Genomic DNA, 17,700 nt, shown 5'->3' on the forward strand with positions numbered 1-17,700 from the left:
ATAAAATTTATCAAGCAAGCGACCAACTACCTCATCTTTTTTCTATCTCTACCAATATCCGTGATAGGTAGTAATGATAGCTAAAAATAACAAGACCAAGTAGAAGGATAAGAGCTCCTACTCCCAAGCTGATAGCAAGGATAGTAGAGAGAGACTGAACCAAGAATATGCTCACAAGAGATGAAATCGACAAGATAACACAATAAATTAAGAGTAAAACAATTTTGACTATACCATTTGAACGGTTCACCAGGTCCGTAATGTTACTCCAATTGGTTGACAAATTTTTCACGTCCTTAAGGTAATGGTGGCAAGAAAGGATGACACTGGCAAGGATCCAGACTACAAGAAGGTAAATCATCGAAAGGATGGGCAAGCCTAGATATAGAGAAAGGCCAAGTAAAGTCAGAACTGGTAAAAAAGACTGGACAACAAATATAATCCAAAATTTCACTTTCACATAACGAGCAAAGTCAAAGGGTAAACTCTTAAGAAAATCAACATTTTCCCTCTCCAAGGACAAGGCAATTGAATGCAGGCTGGTGATATTGTTATTGACAACTGCTATAAAGAGAGCTATAAAAAACAAGGGTAACCAGTATGGAGGATGAATGTCTGGAACTATCTGAGAATCTCGGATTTTGGAAATCAGACCAATCATCATGAGATAAGGAAGGAAAGCACTTGTAAAAAGCACTGTAACCACGCCAGTTCCCTGTCCCAAGAGGGAGAGGTTGTAGCGCAAAACCATGCGGAAAAATCCCTTTTTAGTAGTTGAAATTCTCTCCTTACTGCGACGTTCTTTTTTGACCTTCTCCTCACTATTAAGCAGAATCACGTCATAAAAATGAGGAAGAACCTTCTTTTTGGTCAGGTAAAGCAAGAAGACAGTTAGAGTTATCCAAGCGAGCAAACCCACTAAGGCTTCTGTCGAAAAAGGCTCCACTGCTATTTTGTAAAAGAGATGAATAGGATAAAGAAGAGGTGGAATGTCTCTAACTCTGTCAACAATACTTCCAGAAGTCGACTGTAGAAAGAGGACAAATATTAAAGGTATGAGAACTCCTATCCCAATCATCACATTCGCAAAAATAGACTGATACTTTCTGAAGACCGTAGTCTGAGCCAAGAAATGTACTGCCACTACCATCACTAAAGTAACAGAGACAAATAATAAGGCCAAGGACAGCAGCATCAAAGGCAAGCCCAGCCAAAGAGAAGGAGCTAGCCTAATGTAAAGGGCTAGAAAATAAGCTAGGATTGATACAATTCCAGTTAGAGCTGGCAAGAGAACAGACAGTCCTTTAGCAATTATAATCTCTGATTCTTTAAAAGCATAGGGCCTATAAGATGCCAAGTCCTTACTCTCATAAAAGACATTGTAAAATGCAGTGAAAGAAGTTGAAAAGGCAAGCACTAGAAAAATAGCAACCATGAAACTAAAATGAACAGGACTTTCCTCAAAAGGAAAACGAAAGGCTATATTACTAAAAAAGATAAGTAATAAAAGACTGGAAAAAATGTAAGAACTTAGGACTCTAGCGGAAACATTTACTTTTTTCCCAGGATTCTTAGCCTGCTTCTTTCGTAGGTTAGCCAGATTAGCTTCCTTAGATGAATAGAGGATATTGATATCAACTAATTTTTTAATGACCTTGAGACGCATCTGAAACCTCCTCTTTTCTACCAGCAAGGCTAAGGTAGATACTTTCCAAAGACTGGTCTGGGTGGTCTTTTCTCAAGCCCTCTACACTACCACAATAAATCAAATGCCCCTTTTTCAAAATGGCAATCCGATCACAGACTTGCTCTGCCACCTCTAGGACATGGGTTGAAAACAAGACCGTCTTGCCTTTTTGTGCATGTTCCTTCATCATTTGCTTCAAATCAAAGGCAGCCTGGGGATCCAAACCAGTCAAGGGTTCGTCCAAGACCCAAATATCAGGATCAGACAAGAGTGCCCCGATGACAAAGACTTTCTGACGCATTCCGTGAGAAAGGGTTTCAATAACCTGATAGCGATTTTCAGCAAAGTCAAAAACACTCAATAGCCTAGCTAGACTAGCCTCCAAGTCAGAGCTAGTCAGATCATAGGATGAAGCAATCAATTCCCAAAATTCATTGGCTGTTAAGCGTAAAAATAAGTCAGGCGAGTCTGCAACGTAACCAATCTTTCGTTTAATAGCCAAGCGATTTTCCGATAAATCTAAACCATCTACCAAGATACGACCACTGCTGGGCGAAATGATACTGACTAGAGACTTTATGGTGGTCGATTTTCCAGCACCATTATGGCCAATCAGACCCATAATCTCTCCATTTTCAATCTGCAGATTGAGATTGCTCAAAGCCTCTTTATCACCATACAACTTACTAACATTTTGAAATTCAATCATGGGATGACTCCTATCTTTATCTATATTACATACTATTATACTAGCACTTTGATACAAAAAAATCAATACTTTATTTTAAGTAGTTAAAATAGTTTCCTTCTATCTTATGCAAACGTTGGCGCTAACCAATACTTTATGATAGAATAAAGAACAAGATTGACAAGTAAGAGGAAACATCATGCAAAATCAAACACTCATGCAATACTTTGAATGGTATCTGCCCCACGACGGTCAGCACTGGACGCGTCTGGCTGAAGATGCTCCACACCTAGCTGATCTCGGTATCAGTCATGTCTGGATGCCACCAGCTTTCAAGGCTACCAATGAAAAAGATGTCGGCTATGGGGTCTATGACTTATTCGACTTAGGAGAGTTTAATCAAAAAGGAACTGTCCGCACCAAGTATGGTTTTAAAGAAGACTATCTTCAAGCCATTCAAGCTCTAAAAGCACAGGGAATTCAACCTATGGCCGATGTAGTTCTCAACCACAAGGCTGCTGCTGATCACATGGAAGCCTTTCAGGTTATTGAAGTGGATCCTGTAGACCGTACAGTTGAACTTGGGGAACCCTTCACCATCAATGGCTGGACTAGCTTTACCTTCGATGGTCGCCAAGATACCTACAATGACTTCCACTGGCACTGGTACCACTTCACAGGTACAGACTACGATGCAAAACGCCGTAAGTCTGGGATTTATCTGATTCAAGGGGACAACAAGGGTTGGGCAAATGAGGAATTGGTCGATAATGAAAACGGTAACTATGACTACCTCATGTATGCCGACCTAGACTTTAAGCATCCTGAAGTCATCCAAAATATCTATGACTGGGCTGACTGGTTCATGGAGACGACTGGTATTGCTGGTTTCCGTTTGGATGCCGTTAAGCACATTGACTCTTTCTTCATGAGCAATTTTATCCGCGATATGAAGGAAAAATACGGTGAGGATTTCTATGTTTTTGGTGAATTTTGGAATCCAGACAAGGAAGCCAATCTGGACTATCTTGAAAAAACGGAAGAACGCTTTGACCTTGTCGATGTTCGTCTCCACCAGAATCTCTTTGAAGCTAGTCAAGCTGGCGCAAACTATGACCTTCGTGGTATTTTCACAGATAGCTTGGTTGAACTCAAGCCTGATAAGGCTGTAACCTTTGTCGACAACCACGATACCCAACGAGGACAAGCTCTTGAGTCTACCGTTGAAGAATGGTTCAAACCAGCAGCCTATGCCCTCATTCTATTACGCCAAGACGGCCTTCCATGTGTCTTTTACGGAGACTACTATGGAATTTCAGGGCAGTATGCTCAACAAGATTTCAAAGAAGTCCTTGACCGCCTCCTAACCATCCGAAAAGATTTGGCCTATGGAGAACAAAATGACTACTTTGATGATCCTAACTGCATCGGTTGGGTACGTTCAGGTGCTGAAAATCAATCTCCAATCGCAGTCTTGATTTCAAATGACCAAGAAAACAGCAAGTCAATGTTTGTCGGCCAAGAATGGGCTAACCAAACCTTTGTAGATTTACTTGAAAAACACCAAGGTCAAGTTACAATTGATGAGGAAGGTTATGGACAATTCCCAGTCTCAGCTGCTTCGGTAAGTGTCTGGGCAGCCAATACAATCTAATTGCCAATGATTATTAAGCCAGATCCAATCGGATTGGGCTTTTTTCTATTCACAAAAAAGACCTACCCAAATGGATAGATCTTTATACTCAATGAAAATCAAAGAGCAAACTAGGAAGCTAGCCGCAGGCTGTACTTGAGTACGGCAAGGTGAAGCTGACATTGTTTGAATTTGATTTTCGAAGAGTATTACTTGATTACAATTTACCTGCTACTGCATCCAACAATTCTTGGATCTTAGCTTGATTGCTTCCTCCTGCCATGGCCATGTCTGGTTTACCACCACCACGTCCATCGACGATTGGTGCCAATTCTTTGACAAGGTTTCCTGCATGAAGGTCTTTTGTTTTGCTTGCTACAAGGACATTGACTTTGTCACCGATAGCGGCAACTAGGACAAGAAGATCAGAGTAGTCTTTTTGTTTCCAGTTATCTGCAAAAGTACGAAGGGCACCAGCATCTGATACAGATACTTGGCTAGCGATATAACGGTGACCGTTGACTTCCTTAACATCCTTGAAGATGTCGCCTGCAGCTGCAGCTGCGGCTTTTTCTTTCAACTCAGCATTTTCTTTTTGAAGTTGACGAAGTTGTTCTTGTAGTCCTTCTACCTTGTGAGGGACTTCCTTGACTTGAGGTGCTTTCAAGGTTGCTGCGACAGCTTTAAGAGCGTCTTCTTGTTCACGGTAGGCTTCAAAGGCTTCCTTACCAGTCACTGCCAAGATACGACGAGTTCCTGATCCGATACCTTCTTCTTTGACAATCTTGAAGAGACCAATCTCAGAAGTGTTGCCAACGTGGGTACCACCACAAAGCTCGATAGAGTAGTCACCGATAGTAACAACACGGACTTCCTTACCGTATTTCTCACCAAAGAGGGCCATAGCTCCCATTTCTTTAGCAGTATCAATATCCGTTTCAACTGTCTTCACTTCAAGAGCTTCCCAGATTTTTTCGTTGACTTGCTGTTCAATCGCACGCAATTCTTCTGCAGTTACTGCTTGGAAATGGGTAAAGTCAAAGCGAAGGAATTCGACTTCATTAAGAGATCCTGCTTGTGTTGCGTGGTTTCCAAGGATATTGTGAAGGGTAGCGTGAAGCAAGTGAGTCGCAGTGTGGTTTTTCATAACACGGTGACGACGATTTGTATCAATTGCCAAAGTGTATTCTTGGTTCAAAGCAAGTGGTGCAAGGACTTCAACTGTATGAAGAGCTTGTCCGTTTGGTGCTTTTTGAACATTGGTCACAGTAGCCACAACCTTACCTGACTCATCCAAGATTTGTCCGTGGTCAGCGACCTGTCCACCCATTTCAGCATAGAATGGCGTTTCCGCAAAGATAAGAGAGGCAGTTCCTTCTGATACAGCTTCTACTTCTGCATTGTCAGCCACGATAGCCACCAATTTAGAAGACAATTGGCTAGCATTGTAGTTGAAGACACTTTCTACAGTGATGTTTTGAAGGGTTTCATTTTGCATACCCATTGAGCCACCCTTGACAGCTGAGGCACGCGCTCGCTCTTGCTGTTCTTTCATGGCTGCTTCAAAGCCTTCACGGTCCACACTCATACCAGCTTCTTCAGCGATTTCTTCAGTCAATTCAACTGGGAATCCATAAGTGTCATAGAGTTTGAATACATCTGAACCAGCGATAACCGTTTGACCTTTTTCTTTCAAGTCTGCTACAATACCTTGGGCAAAGTGTTGACCTGAGTGAAGGGTACGAGCAAATGATTCTTCTTCGCTCTTAACGATTTTTTCGATAAAGTCACGTTTTTCAAGCACTTCTGGGTAGTAGCTTTCCATGATTTTACCAACAGTTGGAACCAATTTGTAAAGGAAAGGCTCGTTGATTCCCAATTTTTGACCATGCATAGAGGCACGGCGGAGAAGACGGCGAAGGACATAACCACGACCCTCATTTCCTGGAAGGGCACCATCACCGATGGCAAATGACAATGAACGGATGTGGTCTGCGATGACCTTGAAGCTCATGTTATCACCATCTTGATCATAGACCTTACCAGACAATTTCTCCACTTCACGAATGATTGGCATGAAGAGGTCTGTTTCAAAGTTTGTCTTAGCCCCTTGGATAACTGCCACCAAACGCTCCAAACCAGCGCCCGTATCAATGTTCTTGTGTGGCAATTCCTTGTATTCGCTACGAGGAACAGCAGGGTCTGCGTTAAATTGTGACAAAACGATGTTCCAGATTTCGATATAGCGGTCGTTCTCAATATCTTCTGCAAGAAGACGAATACCAATATTTTCTGGGTCAAAAGCTTCTCCACGATCAAAGAAAATCTCTGTATCAGGTCCAGAAGGCCCCGCACCGATTTCCCAGAAGTTGTCCTCTATTGGAATCAAGTGACTGGGATCCACTCCTACTTCAATCCAACGGTTGTATGAATCTTTATCATCTGGATAGTAGGTCATGTAAAGTTTCTCAGCTGGAAAGTCAAACCATTCTGGGCTTGTCAAAAGCTCATAAGCCCAAGTAATCGCTTCGTCACGGAAGTAATCCCCGATAGAGAAGTTCCCCAACATTTCAAACATGGTATGGTGACGAGCAGTTTTCCCTACGTTTTCGATATCGTTGGTACGGATAGCCTTTTGCGCATTAGTAATACGTGGATTTTCAGGGATAATAGTTCCGTCAAAGTATTTCTTAAGGGTTGCTACCCCAGAGTTGATCCACAAAAGAGTTGGGTCATTTACAGGAACCAAGCTCACTGATGGTTCTACAGAGTGACCTTTGGTCGCCCAGAAATCAAGCCACATTTGGCGTACTTGTGCACTAGATAGTTGTTTCATGTTGTCTCCTTATTTACTTGTTTAATGTGATTGGCTTTCCAGCATTTCCACATAGTCAATCGCGACACAGAGGGAAATGACTAGGTCTGCATAAGCGTCCTCCTGAACCGTTACGGTATAGGTAGAGGTCAGATGGAAGAGTTCCTTCTTAATTTCTGCAATCATCTGATCACGATCATCCAGCAATTTGAAATTCAAATCCCAGATATTGCCCTCGATACGAAGACCCAGATTATCAAACTCATACTTATCTCGCCAGAAGGTCAACTTCTTACGAATGACAAAACTCGAGCCATCCCTAAGCTGAATCTCAAAACGAGGAAGCAAGGTCAAGATTTCTTTACTAATCTGACTGACCTGTTCTCCATTAGCGTCATAAATAGTAAAAGTTTTAGGAATCTTAAAAAATGATCCCTCCACCTGATAGGCGATTTCTCCCCTGTCATCCTTGATAGCGAAGCGTTCGCCTCCAAGACGAAATTTTTGTTTGACAAGAAATGTTTTCATCAACACCTCCAAAAATCAAAAGACAAGCTCATATCACGAAGGGCGAAAAACCGCGGTACCACCTTCATTCAATGAACTTGTCATTCTCTTGTTCTTATGCAATTGTTAAATTGAGTAGCATGACTTCCTCGCTTAGATGGCTCGCAGCACCGCCATTTCTCTGGACTAAGATGATTGAAAATCAATTCTCAACTTTATTATTATATCGTTTTTTTAAGTCTGCGTCAACTGGGAATGATTCCTATTTAAATAACCCATTACCTACATCTCAGATTACTTTTTCAGAATATATTTTTTCTTACTGCTATCACTCTTTTTATCCCAACTTTTATCCAAAAGTTTTGAATTGTTAAAGATAGCTACGCAAATATTTGCAAATATAAAGTTTCCTATCACCAAATATATAGACTCAGTTGTTAGGTATTGTCGATCCAAACCATCCTTTAGATAAAATAGTATATATGTTTGCTGAACAGTCAAAAAGGTTGGCCAGAAACTTTTTTTGAAAAAAGTAGACACTTTCATTGTTTGTTACCGCTTTCTGTAAGGTTAAGCTTAGTATACTACTAGGTAAGCAAATAAGCAACTATCATAGAAAAACATACAGTTACAAAAATCGACTTTTACATAAAAAAACGAACCAGCTTGACTGATTCGTTTTCTTACGTTCTCCTACTTCCGATACATTTTAAATTGTAGGAAAAGGTCGCTATATTTTCCTGTCCATTTATGATCAAATTTCTCATAAACTTCTAGGTGTTTCATGGTTTCAGCATCTGGATAGAAGGCTTTGTCTTCTTTTTTCTCCTCTGGGAGCAATTCCTTAGCTGGTAGGTTTGGTGTTGAATAACCGACATACTCTGCATTTTTAAGAGCATTTTCAGGTTTCAACATAAAGTTGATAAAGGCATAGGCGGCATCTTGGTTTTTGACTGTTTTGGGAATGACCATATTATCAAACCAAAGGTTGCTGGCTTCTGTCGGTACCACATAGCGTAGATTTTCGTTTTTTTCTAGCATTTGGCTGGCTTCACCAGAGAAGGTCACACCGATAGCAGCGTTGTTCTGGATCATGTAGCCCTTCATCTCATCCGCCACAATAGCCTTGATATTTGGAGTCAGTTTGTAGAGCTTATCAACTGTCTCTTCCAACTGCTGGGTATCCTTGGAGTTGAGGCTGTAGCCGAGGGAATTTAGTCCGAGTCCCAGCACCTCACGCGCCCCATCAAAGAGCATGATAGAGTTCTTATACTCTGGCTTCCAGAGGTCATCCCAATGCTCAGGCGCTTCCTCTACCATGGTTTCATTGTAGACAATTCCCAAGGTTCCCCAGAAGTAAGGAATGGAGAATTTATTGCCTGGGTCAAAGGACTGGTTGAGAAACTCTGGTCCGATATTTTCAAGACCTTCAAGTTTTGAATAGTCAAGCGGAACCAAGAGATCTTCGTCCTTCATCTTGTTAATCATGTATTCACTAGGAATGGCAATATCATAGGTCGTTCCACCCTGCTTAATCTTTGTATACATGGCTTCGTTGGAGTCAAAGGTCTCATACTGGACTTGGATTCCTGTCTCTTCTGTAAACTGAGTCAAGAGTTCTGGATCGATATAGTCTCCCCAGTTGTAGATAACCAATTTTTGACTATCTCGGCTATTGATTTTACTATCTAGATGCGTCGCAATTCCCCACAAGACCAGGATAATGGCTGCAATTCCTGCTAAAAATGAATAGAGTTTTTTCATGCTTGCTCCTCCTTCTCACGTGAGATAAAGTAATAACCAACAACTAGGATAATACTAAAGAGAAAGACGAGGGCAGACAGGGCATTGATTTCTAGCGAAATCCCCTTGCGAGCACGAGAGTAAATCTCGACTGACAGCGTTGAAAAGCCATTTCCCGTTACAAAGAAGGTCACAGCAAAGTCATCTAGCGAATAGGTGAAGGCCATGAAATAACCTGCAATGATAGATGGAGTCAGGTAAGGAAGCATGATTTCCTTGAACATCTGAAATTGACTGGCTCCCAAGTCATAGGCCGCATGAATCATGTCCCCATTCATTTCCTTGAGTCGAGGCAAGACCATCAAGACCACGATAGGGATGGAAAAGGCCACATGACTAGATAGAACGGTCAAAAAGCCAAGCGAAAACTTGAGTTGAGTAAAAAGAATCAAGAAGCTCGCACCAATCATAACATCAGGCGCAACCATGAGGATATTATTGAGTGATAGAAAGGCTTCTTGGTATTTCTTACGAGACTGGTAAATGTAAATGGCACCGAAAGTCCCGATAATGGTCGCAATCAAGGCTGACAGAAAGGCCAAGAAAAAGGTCTGAGTCACAATCAACATAAGGCGACCATCGCCAAACATGGTTTTAAAATGGCTCAAGCTAAAGCCTGTAAAGCTGTTCATGTCGTTGCCTGCATTAAAGGCGTAGCCAATCAAGTAAAAAATCGGCAGGTAGAGGACAAGAAAGACCAGTCCCAGATAAAGGTTGGCAAATTTTTTCATCGTTCTCTCCTTTCCTTGGTCACCCACATGGTGATGAACATGGTCAGGATGAGAATTACACCGATGGTAGAACCCATACCGTAGTTGTCATTGGTCAGGAAGTTCTGCTCAATGGCTGTCCCCAAGGTGATAACACGGTTCCCACCAATCAAGCGTGTCAGCATGAAGAGACTTAAGCTAGGGATAAAGACGGATTGAACCCCACTTCTCACACCATTCATAGACAGAGGGAAGATGACATGACGGAAGGTCTCCCACTTGGTCGCACCCAAGTCATAGCTGGCATTGATAAGATTGTTATCCATATCGTCCAAGACATTGAAAATGGGCAAAATCATAAAGGGAAGCTCGATATAACTTGCGACAAAGATAAAGGAGAAATCGGTAAAGAGTAACTGTTGCGAACCGATTCCGATAAATTCCAAAAATTGGTTGATAGAGCCATTTTGACCAAAAATCCCGATAAAAGCATAGGCCTTGAGGAGCAAATTGATCCAAGTCGGCAGGATAATCAGCATGAGCCAGAGTTGACGGTGCTTGAGACGGGTTAAGAAGAGGGCTGTCGGATAGCTGATGAGCAGGGTCACAAAGGTCACAATACCTGCATAAAGCACTGAGTTAAAACTCATTTTGAGATAAGTCAAGTTTTGTGACGCAAAGTAGGACTTATAATTTTCTAAACTGAACTGGCCTTCAATGTTGAAAAAGGATTGACCGAAAATCAATACCAAGGGTGCAAAGACAAAGAGGGCAATCCAAAGCATGTAGGGCACTACAAAGAGTTTAGAGCTTGTTTTCTTCATCTCTTTCCTCCTCGATTGCATTGATTAGACCTGCTTCTTGCTCTTCGATTTCCACGTATTCTTCGATACGAGCATCAAACTCTTCTTCAGTTTCGTTGAGACGCATGATGTGGATGTCTTCTGGTTCAAAGTCCAGACCGATTTCCTCACCCACGATGGCCTTACGAGTCGAGTGGATCATCCATTCATTTCCAAGTTCGTCATAAGCGATAATTTCATAGTGCACCCCACGGAAGAGCTGAGTATCAACCTTAACTTGTAGCTTGCCTTCTTCAGGAAGGGTAATACGCAAGTCCTCTGGACGAATCACGACTTCGACTGGTTCATTTGGCTTCATCCCACCATCGACCGCTTCAAATCGTTTGCCGTTAAACTCAACCAAGTAGTCCTCAATCATGGTACCTGGCAAGATATTTGACTCACCGATAAAGGTGGCAACAAAGTGATTGATCGGCTCATCGTAGATGTCCACAGGTGTTCCAGACTGGACAATCTCGCCATCATTCATGACGAAAATCCAGTCACTCATGGCAAGAGCTTCTTCCTGATCGTGAGTGACAAAGACAAAGGTAATGCCCAATCGTTGTTGCAGTTCACGCAGTTCATACTGCATGTCTGTTCGCAATTTCAAGTCCAGCGCTGACAAGGGCTCATCCAACAAAACCACACGGGGTTGGTTGATGATAGCACGGGCAATGGCCACACGCTGACGTTGTCCTCCAGAAAGTTTGCGGATGGAACGTTTTTCATAACCTTCCAACTGAACCATCTTGAGAACTTCAGTAACGCGTTGCTCAATTTCTTTCTTGTCAATTTTACGCAAGCGAAGTGGAAAAGCAACATTTTCAAACACATTCATATGTGGGAACAAGGCATAGGATTGGAAGACCGTATGGACATCTCGCTTGTTGGTTGGGATGTCATTGATGCGGACACCGTCCAGTAAAATATCTCCTGTCGTCGCATCCAGTAAACCTGCAATGATGTTTAGGATGGTTGATTTTCCTGAACCTGATGCGCCTAGAAGGGTATAGAATTTCCCTTCTTCCAACTCAAAGTTGATGTCTTTGAGAACCTTGGTGTTGCTGTCTTCAAAAACTTTAGAGACGTTTTTGAATTCAATAATTGGTTTTTTCAATTGTCATTTATTCCTTCTTTTTCATAGATTAACAGATCAAGGCTCTGTCAGGCCGCTACTACCTCGTGTAGGAGATTGAACTGCCTACATTCTTCTGCACTAACGATAGGCTTTCACCCCCTTTCCATGACATAGTAGCAGCTTTTCAAATACCGCTTCCTACTTGCTTTCACCTAAAATACGGACTTCTCTCTCAAGAGTGACGCCAGAGTGTTCCTTGACTTTTTCAATCACAGACTCAATCAAGTCCTCGTAGTCTTTAGCCGTTCCGTCAGCAACATTGATCATAAATCCTGCGTGCTTTTCAGACACTTCAACACCACCGATACGATAGCCTTTCAAGCCAGCTTCTGAAATTAATTGACCTGCAAAATGCCCGACTGGACGCTTAAAGACCGAACCACAAGATGGATATTCTAAAGGTTGCTTGAGTTCACGTAGATGCGTCAAGCGGTCCATTTCTTGCTTGATAACCTGATGGTTTCCTGGAGCAAGGGCAAATTTAGCTGACAAGACAATTGCACCAGACTCTTGAATGACTGAGTGGCGGTAACCAAAAGCCAGGTCCTTGGCAGACAGAGTCTCGATTTCTCCATCCTTGGTCAAGACCTTACAAGACTGTAAGATATGGGAAATCTCGCCACCATAAGCGCCCGCATTCATAAAGACAGCACCACCAACACTTCCTGGAATGCCACAAGCAAACTCAAAGCCAGTCAAACTATGACGAAGGGCAATGCGAGTTGTTTCAATCAAGTTGGCACCAGCTTCTGCTTCAATGGTATAGCCATCAACGGAAACGTTATTAAGCTTGTCACATAAGATGACAAATCCACGAATTCCACCATCACGAACGATGATGTTGCTGGCATTTCCAAGCACCATCCAAGGGATCTTTTCTTGATTAGCAAATTTAACAAGGCGAGCCAACTCAAAACGATTTCGTGGAAAGACCAGATAATCAGCCTCTCCACCTACTTTTGTATAACTATAGCTATGCAAGGGTTCTTTAAAACGGATATCAATTCCTTCTAAAATTTCAAGTATTTTTTCTCTTACTGACATGGTACTCTTCCTTTTACAAAATTCATTCCATTATACCATTTTTATGACCATTTGACGACCCTAAAAAGACCTTGGGCTTATTTTAAACAAAAAAGAGGTTTCCCCCCTTTTCTTATGATTTTTTACAAAAGATTGCCTTTGTTCCATAGGCAACTAGGATCAGTTCAACTAGTAGAATGACTTCGACTAAGACTGGACTTGTCAGCCAGCCAACTTGGGCTAGAGATGGTGCCAGGTCAAAGAAGGCATGTAGTCCATAGGCCGCTAGGAGATAAATCCATTTCTTCTGGCGAACAGCTTGGTAAACCCAAACAGTCAAAAGCAATTGGAAACCTAGAGCCAAAATTCGCTCAAAACCAAGCAAATAAATCTGCCAGACAGAAAGTGACTGAATGGTTTTTAACATATTTTCAGACAGCAATTGCATAACCTGTGGATTCTGAGTTTGAACTGCCGAAAGCACGATATAGAGATTAATCAAACTGGTAAGGCCTAGGAAAATCAATTCCAAGCCACCATGCCCCAGTCCATAGGCCAAGGCGTCTGCCTTTTCCAAATTTCTCTTTTTCTCCAACCATTTGAAAAAAACAAGACGAGCTGTTTCCTCAAAAAAGGCTGCCATGGCTAGGCCATAGATGATATAGACAAGTGGATGATCCTGCAAGAGGGCAATACTGCCGTCTTTTTGAGGATGCAAAACCAAGATATGCACTAGTTTTTCTAAAATCTGCGAAGAGACAAAGAAGGCAACAGCCCCCAAGCCCAAGACAGCTAAATTAATCTGGTATTTCTTTTTGGCATACCAAATGCTCCCTATCAAGAAAGCTAGCAACAGCACCATGGTAATAATGATATGAATGGTCATTTTCTTCTCCTATTCTGCCTTTTCAATATCTTTTTTCATCTCGTCAACATTGAACTTAGCAAACAAGTATTGACGGTCTTGGACTGGGAAACGTTGATCCAACTGGTCAACTGCTCCCACCTCGATAATGCCTTCCTTGATGACAAAGTCCATGACATGCCCACCGAAGGTCAAGTCATCTGATATGAAGTGCAGATGGTAGCCTGCCACACTGACCCCATGGAAAATCTCAGGAGTCCAGAAACCAACGATAGTTCCCGCCACATTGTCACGACTATATTCCGGTTGATGGGTTGCGACATCAGCAAACTTGGTATCTGGTGTCGACTTGGGAATCATGCGCACATGCATATGCGAAAATTCCCCACGAATCTTGATAGAGCGGAAAAGATTTTCCCCATCATAATAAGACTCAATTCGCTCTTCCAATTCCTTATCTGTCATCTCAAATCTCTGGCGGAAAATAACCTCTGCCTGATGCGGTACTACTGCTGCGTAAGGAATAAGGGCATCTGGTGACACTTCCACAATCTCTGGCTTGTCTCCAGACCCTTTTGCCTGATAAGCCTTGCCATCTAAGACAATCAATTCCCCATCAATAGAATCCAAGGTTCCCAAACCAAGGTCACCATGCTCTAGCAATTCTCCTACTGTCATGGTCCCACCATAAAGGCCAGCCATCAAGGCTCCAAGGGTATTGTATTGAAATAATTTCACTGGTTCCTGCACGTTCTTATCCATTCACTTTCTTGTCTGTTATTCTATAAATCTTACTCCTAAGTATACCACATTTGCCCCTAGATGTGAACGAGAGAAACACTATAGACATTGCCAAGAAGGAAAAAAAAAGGTACAATGTAACAAAATCAAGGGAGGTATGGAATGAAGAAACAAAGCAAGTACCAAGAGGTTGTTTCCTATCTGAAAAACAGTATCGAGTCTGGACGCTTTCCAACGGGTAGCCGCCTGCCTTCTATCCGTCAACTGAGCCTTGACTTCCACTGTAGCAAAGATACCATTCAACGAGCCCTGCTGGAATTACGACACGAACAATACCTCTATGCCAAGCCCCAGAGTGGCTACTATGTCTTAGAACAAGGGCAACACCAAGACCTAGAAATCGAGGTTACGGACGAACATGCCAGTGCCTATGACGATTTCCGACTCTGTGTCAATGAAACCTTGATTGGACGAGAAAACTACCTTTTTAACTACTATGACAACCAAGAAGGTTTAGAAGACCTAAGACAGTCTATTCATAAACTTCTCTTTGACCAAGCTCTCTACTGCAAGGCTGACCAACTAGTACTGACTTCTGGAACCCAGCAAGCTCTTTTTATCCTCTCTCAAATTTCCTTTCCTAGCCAAGCCAAGGAAATCTTGGTGGAACAGCCGACCTACCATCGGATGAATCGTCTCTTGATTGCTCAAGGATTAGACTATCAAACGATTGAACGAGGCATTGATGGGATTGACTTGGAGGAGCTGGAAGGTCACTTCAAAACAGGAAAAATTAAGTTTTTCTACACCATTCCTCGTTTTCACTATCCTCTGGGGCATTCCTATTCAGAGCAGGACAAACGGGCTATTCTTGACTTAGCTGCCAAGTATGGTGTCTATATCGTAGAGGACGACTATCTAGGTGATTTAGACTCCAAGAAGGGCCAGACCTTCCACTATCTAGATACAGAGGAGCGCGTCATTTATATCAAATCCTTCTCAACCAGCCTCTTTCCAGCCCTGCGGATAACGGCACTCATCCTTCCAAATGCTATCAAAGAAGCCTTTGTCGCCTACAAAAATATCCTAGATTACGATAGCAACCTTATCATGCAAAAGGCCCTGTCACTTTATATTGATAGTCAACTGTTTGAGAAAAACCGGCTAGCTCGCTTATCCAATCAGGAAGCTTACCAAAAACAGATTGAGGAAAGACTAGCTAAAACACCTTGTCCCCTTCCTCACTTTCCGCTTCATGATGGTTTATTGCTAGACCTCAGACAGTATCCTAAAATTGCTAGTCTCAAACACAGTCAGCTGAAATTGGACTTCTTTGAGAAGGCTTACTTGGATGCCTGCCCTTATCAATTTGCCAAGGTGTCCTTAGAAAACCTGGAAAATGTTTTAAACTATTTAAAAGCAGAATTGGATTGACTTCCAACTCTGCTTTTTTCTTATACTCTTCGAAAATCAAATTCAAACCACGTCAGCGTCGCCTTACCGTAGATATATGTAACTGACTTCGTCAGTCTTATCTACAACCTCAAAGCACTGCTTTGAGCAACCTGCGGCTAGCTTCCTAGTTTGCTCTTTGATTTTCATTGAGTATTATTCTTCAACTTCAGTTAGACTTGCCGCTTTTTCAAGATAGCTTTGGTAGGTACCGTCATCCTTGAGTTTTTGGATAACCTTGTCCACCACTTCTTTCAAATCAGTACTATTTTTTCTAAGGGCAACTGCATTGGCTTCGCCGTCCTTCATCTTCAAGCTGACAGTTGCAACAGCTAGGTCTGCATTTTTAGCAGCATAGCTAAGGGCAACAGGCTCATCCATGTGAACAGCATCTACTTTTCCAGCCTGCAATTCATTGACTGCTTCACCCATATTGGTTAGGGAAGTTAATTGAGCTTTTGGCAATTGTTCCTTGACCATAGATTCTGGAACAGTCCCTTTTTGTGCTGCAATATTGGCACTTTCTAGACTAGTTAAATCCTTGTATTTTTCTACATCAGCCTTACGAACCAAGAAACTAATCTTGTTTTCATAGTAAGGGATTGAAAAATCAAAGACTTCTTTTCTTTCGTCAGTAGCGCTAATTCCCGCAACCGCTAGATCAGCCTTACCTGTTTGAAGACTGGTCAAAACATTGTCAAAACTCATGCTTGAAATTTCCAACTTCACCCCAAGTTCATCAGCGATAGCTTGGGCCATATCAATATCCGCACCGACTACCTGGTTTTTTCCGTCAACTAAGGATTGGAATTCAAAAGGTGCATAGTCAGGACTAGTCGCCACAACTAATTTCCCCTTTTGCTTAATGGCCTCAACAGCTGACTGAGAACCATTAGAACCCGACTGGCAAGCCACTAAGAAGAAACTTGCAAGAAAGCTACATAAAACAAATATCCATTTTTTTGATTTCATAAATAAACAACCTCTCTGTTAATTTTGTATAATTATAACGCTATTCAAGATACTTGTCAAGTGTTTTTTTGAATTTTTATCTTAAAAATATTTTTTTCATTCAAGAAAAGGAGCTTCCAGTTGATTTCAAGCTCCTTTTTATACAGAATGAACCTATTTTATAGTTCGACAATCTTACCTGTTTCAAAGTAAACAACCCATTCACAGATATTTTTTGCATAGTCTCCAATACGTTCCAAGAAGGCAATCACTTGGAAGTAATCACGACCCGTAACGATGGCATCTGGATTTTTCTTGATTTCTTCCGTAGCCAAGTCACGAATGCTATCAAAGTAATGGTTGATTTTTTCATCCATAGCTGCTACTTCATAGGCCTGGTCTACTGAACCATTGAGATAGAGTTCAAGGGCTGCTTCGACAAAGTTCTTGACATCGCGCCCCATTCTCTTGATTTCTTCTTCAACAGCTGGGATACGTTGCTCACCCTTCATACGAATTGCCGCTTTGGCAATGGAAACGGCATGGTCACCCATACGTTCCAAGTCAGATACAGCCTTCAAGACTGTTAGAACTGTACGCAAGTCCTGAGAAACCGGTTGTTGGAGGGCAATCATTTCAAATGATTTCTTCTCCAATTTCACTTCGTATTCGTTTACTTCTGCATCGTCTTCGATGACTTCTTTGGCCAAATCACGGTCATGCGTGACAAAGGCACGCACTGTACGATTGATTTGGGATAGCACTTCTTGTCCCATGGCATAGAACTGGTTGTGCAATTTCTCTAAATCTTCTTCAAATTGAGAACGTAACATCATTTATCT

16 protein-coding genes are annotated in these 17,700 nt (G+C 42.0%); 2 read left to right on the forward strand and 14 right to left on the reverse strand.

Translation table 11 applies throughout. The features are described from left to right. Window positions 1-31: 31 nt before the first annotated feature. Entirely contained in the window at window positions 32-1,666 is a 1,635-nt protein-coding gene (locus OCF96_RS01850; RefSeq protein WP_261445586.1) for a hypothetical protein, read from the reverse strand. After that, window positions 1,647-2,396: an ABC transporter ATP-binding protein gene (locus OCF96_RS01855; RefSeq protein WP_261445587.1), complete on the reverse strand. Its 750-nt coding sequence runs from the start codon at window positions 2,394-2,396 to the stop codon at window positions 1,647-1,649. The genes OCF96_RS01850 and OCF96_RS01855 overlap by 20 nt, the downstream gene beginning before the upstream one ends. Before the next feature lie 178 nt (window positions 2,397-2,574). Here OCF96_RS01855 and OCF96_RS01860 point away from each other — a divergent pair, with 178 nt between their 5' ends. Then, a complete protein-coding gene (locus tag OCF96_RS01860) occupies window positions 2,575-4,029 on the forward strand; it encodes an alpha-amylase (RefSeq protein WP_261445591.1) in 1,455 nt (484 codons plus the stop codon). 196 nt (window positions 4,030-4,225) lie between these two features. Here the strand turns inward: OCF96_RS01860 and alaS are convergent, their stop codons facing one another. The 10 genes from alaS to budA all read right to left on the reverse strand — a co-directional run bounded on the left by alaS (window position 4,226) and on the right by budA (window position 14,476). Then, window positions 4,226-6,844 (reverse strand): alanine--tRNA ligase, encoded by a 2,619-nt coding sequence (gene alaS, locus OCF96_RS01865; RefSeq protein ID WP_261445592.1) that lies wholly within the window; start codon window positions 6,842-6,844, stop codon window positions 4,226-4,228. 21 nt (window positions 6,845-6,865) lie between these two features. Further along, complete coding sequence (locus tag OCF96_RS01870) at window positions 6,866-7,351, reverse strand: LURP-one-related/scramblase family protein (protein WP_261445594.1); 486 nt, start codon at window positions 7,349-7,351, stop codon at window positions 6,866-6,868. A gap of 273 nt (window positions 7,352-7,624) precedes the next feature. Continuing rightward, window positions 7,625-7,876, reverse strand: coding sequence for a hypothetical protein (locus OCF96_RS01875; protein WP_261445596.1), 252 nt, complete (start codon window positions 7,874-7,876; stop codon window positions 7,625-7,627). Between the two features lie 147 nt (window positions 7,877-8,023). Next, on the reverse strand, window positions 8,024-9,094 hold the full coding sequence (locus tag OCF96_RS01880) for an ABC transporter substrate-binding protein (protein ID WP_261445597.1): 1,071 nt from the start codon (window positions 9,092-9,094) through the stop codon (window positions 8,024-8,026). Further along, window positions 9,091-9,864: an ABC transporter permease gene (locus tag OCF96_RS01885; protein ID WP_000712740.1), complete on the reverse strand. Its 774-nt coding sequence runs from the start codon at window positions 9,862-9,864 to the stop codon at window positions 9,091-9,093. Before OCF96_RS01885 ends, OCF96_RS01880 begins: the two co-directional genes overlap by 4 nt. After that, window positions 9,861-10,667 carry an ABC transporter permease gene (locus OCF96_RS01890; protein ID WP_261445598.1) on the reverse strand — a complete coding sequence of 269 codons (807 nt, stop codon included), beginning with the start codon at window positions 10,665-10,667 and terminating at the stop codon, window positions 9,861-9,863. Before OCF96_RS01890 ends, OCF96_RS01885 begins: the two co-directional genes overlap by 4 nt. Then, window positions 10,648-11,805, reverse strand: coding sequence for an ABC transporter ATP-binding protein (locus OCF96_RS01895; protein ID WP_020903185.1), 1,158 nt, complete (start codon window positions 11,803-11,805; stop codon window positions 10,648-10,650). The genes OCF96_RS01890 and OCF96_RS01895 overlap by 20 nt, the downstream gene beginning before the upstream one ends. A gap of 159 nt (window positions 11,806-11,964) precedes the next feature. Next, window positions 11,965-12,870, reverse strand: coding sequence for a UDP-N-acetylmuramate dehydrogenase (gene murB / locus OCF96_RS01900; protein ID WP_261445600.1), 906 nt, complete (start codon window positions 12,868-12,870; stop codon window positions 11,965-11,967). A gap of 112 nt (window positions 12,871-12,982) precedes the next feature. Then, window positions 12,983-13,735, reverse strand: coding sequence for a YhfC family intramembrane metalloprotease (locus tag OCF96_RS01905; protein WP_261445602.1), 753 nt, complete (start codon window positions 13,733-13,735; stop codon window positions 12,983-12,985). Window positions 13,736-13,744: 9 nt separating this feature from the next. Beyond that, window positions 13,745-14,476: an acetolactate decarboxylase gene (gene budA / locus OCF96_RS01910; RefSeq protein WP_261445604.1), complete on the reverse strand. Its 732-nt coding sequence runs from the start codon at window positions 14,474-14,476 to the stop codon at window positions 13,745-13,747. Window positions 14,477-14,617: 141 nt separating this feature from the next. Here budA and OCF96_RS01915 point away from each other — a divergent pair, with 141 nt between their 5' ends. After that, a complete protein-coding gene (locus OCF96_RS01915; RefSeq protein ID WP_261445609.1) occupies window positions 14,618-15,889 on the forward strand; it encodes an aminotransferase-like domain-containing protein in 1,272 nt (423 codons plus the stop codon). Window positions 15,890-16,063: 174 nt separating this feature from the next. Here OCF96_RS01915 and OCF96_RS01920 read toward each other — a convergent pair whose 3' ends face one another. Together OCF96_RS01920 and phoU are read right to left on the reverse strand one after the other, a co-directional pair. Continuing rightward, window positions 16,064-16,879, reverse strand: coding sequence for an ABC transporter substrate-binding protein (locus OCF96_RS01920; RefSeq protein WP_261445610.1), 816 nt, complete (start codon window positions 16,877-16,879; stop codon window positions 16,064-16,066). A 158-nt stretch (window positions 16,880-17,037) separates the two neighbouring features. After that, window positions 17,038-17,691, reverse strand: coding sequence for a phosphate signaling complex protein PhoU (phoU, locus tag OCF96_RS01925; protein WP_000946458.1), 654 nt, complete (start codon window positions 17,689-17,691; stop codon window positions 17,038-17,040). Between the last annotated feature and the right edge of the window lie 9 nt (window positions 17,692-17,700).

The organism is Streptococcus mitis (genome assembly GCF_946190065.1).
GTDB classification, from domain to species: Bacteria; Bacillota; Bacilli; order Lactobacillales; family Streptococcaceae; genus Streptococcus; species Streptococcus mitis_DE.

What these genes read in the sequence shown, in the direction of transcription:
- OCF96_RS01850 (WP_261445586.1), bottom strand. Translation starts at nt 1,666, where the DNA reads ATGCGTCTCAAGGTCATTAAAAAATTAGTTGATATCAATATCCTCTAT.
- OCF96_RS01855 (WP_261445587.1), bottom strand. Translation starts at nt 2,396, where the DNA reads ATGATTGAATTTCAAAATGTTAGTAAGTTGTATGGTGATAAAGAGGCT.
- OCF96_RS01860 (WP_261445591.1), top strand. Translation starts at nt 2,575, where the DNA reads ATGCAAAATCAAACACTCATGCAATACTTTGAATGGTATCTGCCCCAC.
- alaS (WP_261445592.1), bottom strand. Translation starts at nt 6,844, where the DNA reads ATGAAACAACTATCTAGTGCACAAGTACGCCAAATGTGGCTTGATTTC.
- OCF96_RS01870 (WP_261445594.1), bottom strand. Translation starts at nt 7,351, where the DNA reads ATGAAAACATTTCTTGTCAAACAAAAATTTCGTCTTGGAGGCGAACGC.
- OCF96_RS01875 (WP_261445596.1), bottom strand. Translation starts at nt 7,876, where the DNA reads ATGAAAGTGTCTACTTTTTTCAAAAAAAGTTTCTGGCCAACCTTTTTG.
- OCF96_RS01880 (WP_261445597.1), bottom strand. Translation starts at nt 9,094, where the DNA reads ATGAAAAAACTCTATTCATTTTTAGCAGGAATTGCAGCCATTATCCTG.
- OCF96_RS01885 (WP_000712740.1), bottom strand. Translation starts at nt 9,864, where the DNA reads ATGAAAAAATTTGCCAACCTTTATCTGGGACTGGTCTTTCTTGTCCTC.
- OCF96_RS01890 (WP_261445598.1), bottom strand. Translation starts at nt 10,667, where the DNA reads ATGAAGAAAACAAGCTCTAAACTCTTTGTAGTGCCCTACATGCTTTGG.
- murB (WP_261445600.1), bottom strand. Translation starts at nt 12,870, where the DNA reads ATGTCAGTAAGAGAAAAAATACTTGAAATTTTAGAAGGAATTGATATC.
- OCF96_RS01905 (WP_261445602.1), bottom strand. Translation starts at nt 13,735, where the DNA reads ATGACCATTCATATCATTATTACCATGGTGCTGTTGCTAGCTTTCTTG.
- budA (WP_261445604.1), bottom strand. Translation starts at nt 14,476, where the DNA reads ATGGATAAGAACGTGCAGGAACCAGTGAAATTATTTCAATACAATACC.
- OCF96_RS01915 (WP_261445609.1), top strand. Translation starts at nt 14,618, where the DNA reads ATGAAGAAACAAAGCAAGTACCAAGAGGTTGTTTCCTATCTGAAAAAC.
- OCF96_RS01920 (WP_261445610.1), bottom strand. Translation starts at nt 16,879, where the DNA reads ATGAAATCAAAAAAATGGATATTTGTTTTATGTAGCTTTCTTGCAAGT.
- phoU (WP_000946458.1), bottom strand. Translation starts at nt 17,691, where the DNA reads ATGTTACGTTCTCAATTTGAAGAAGATTTAGAGAAATTGCACAACCAG.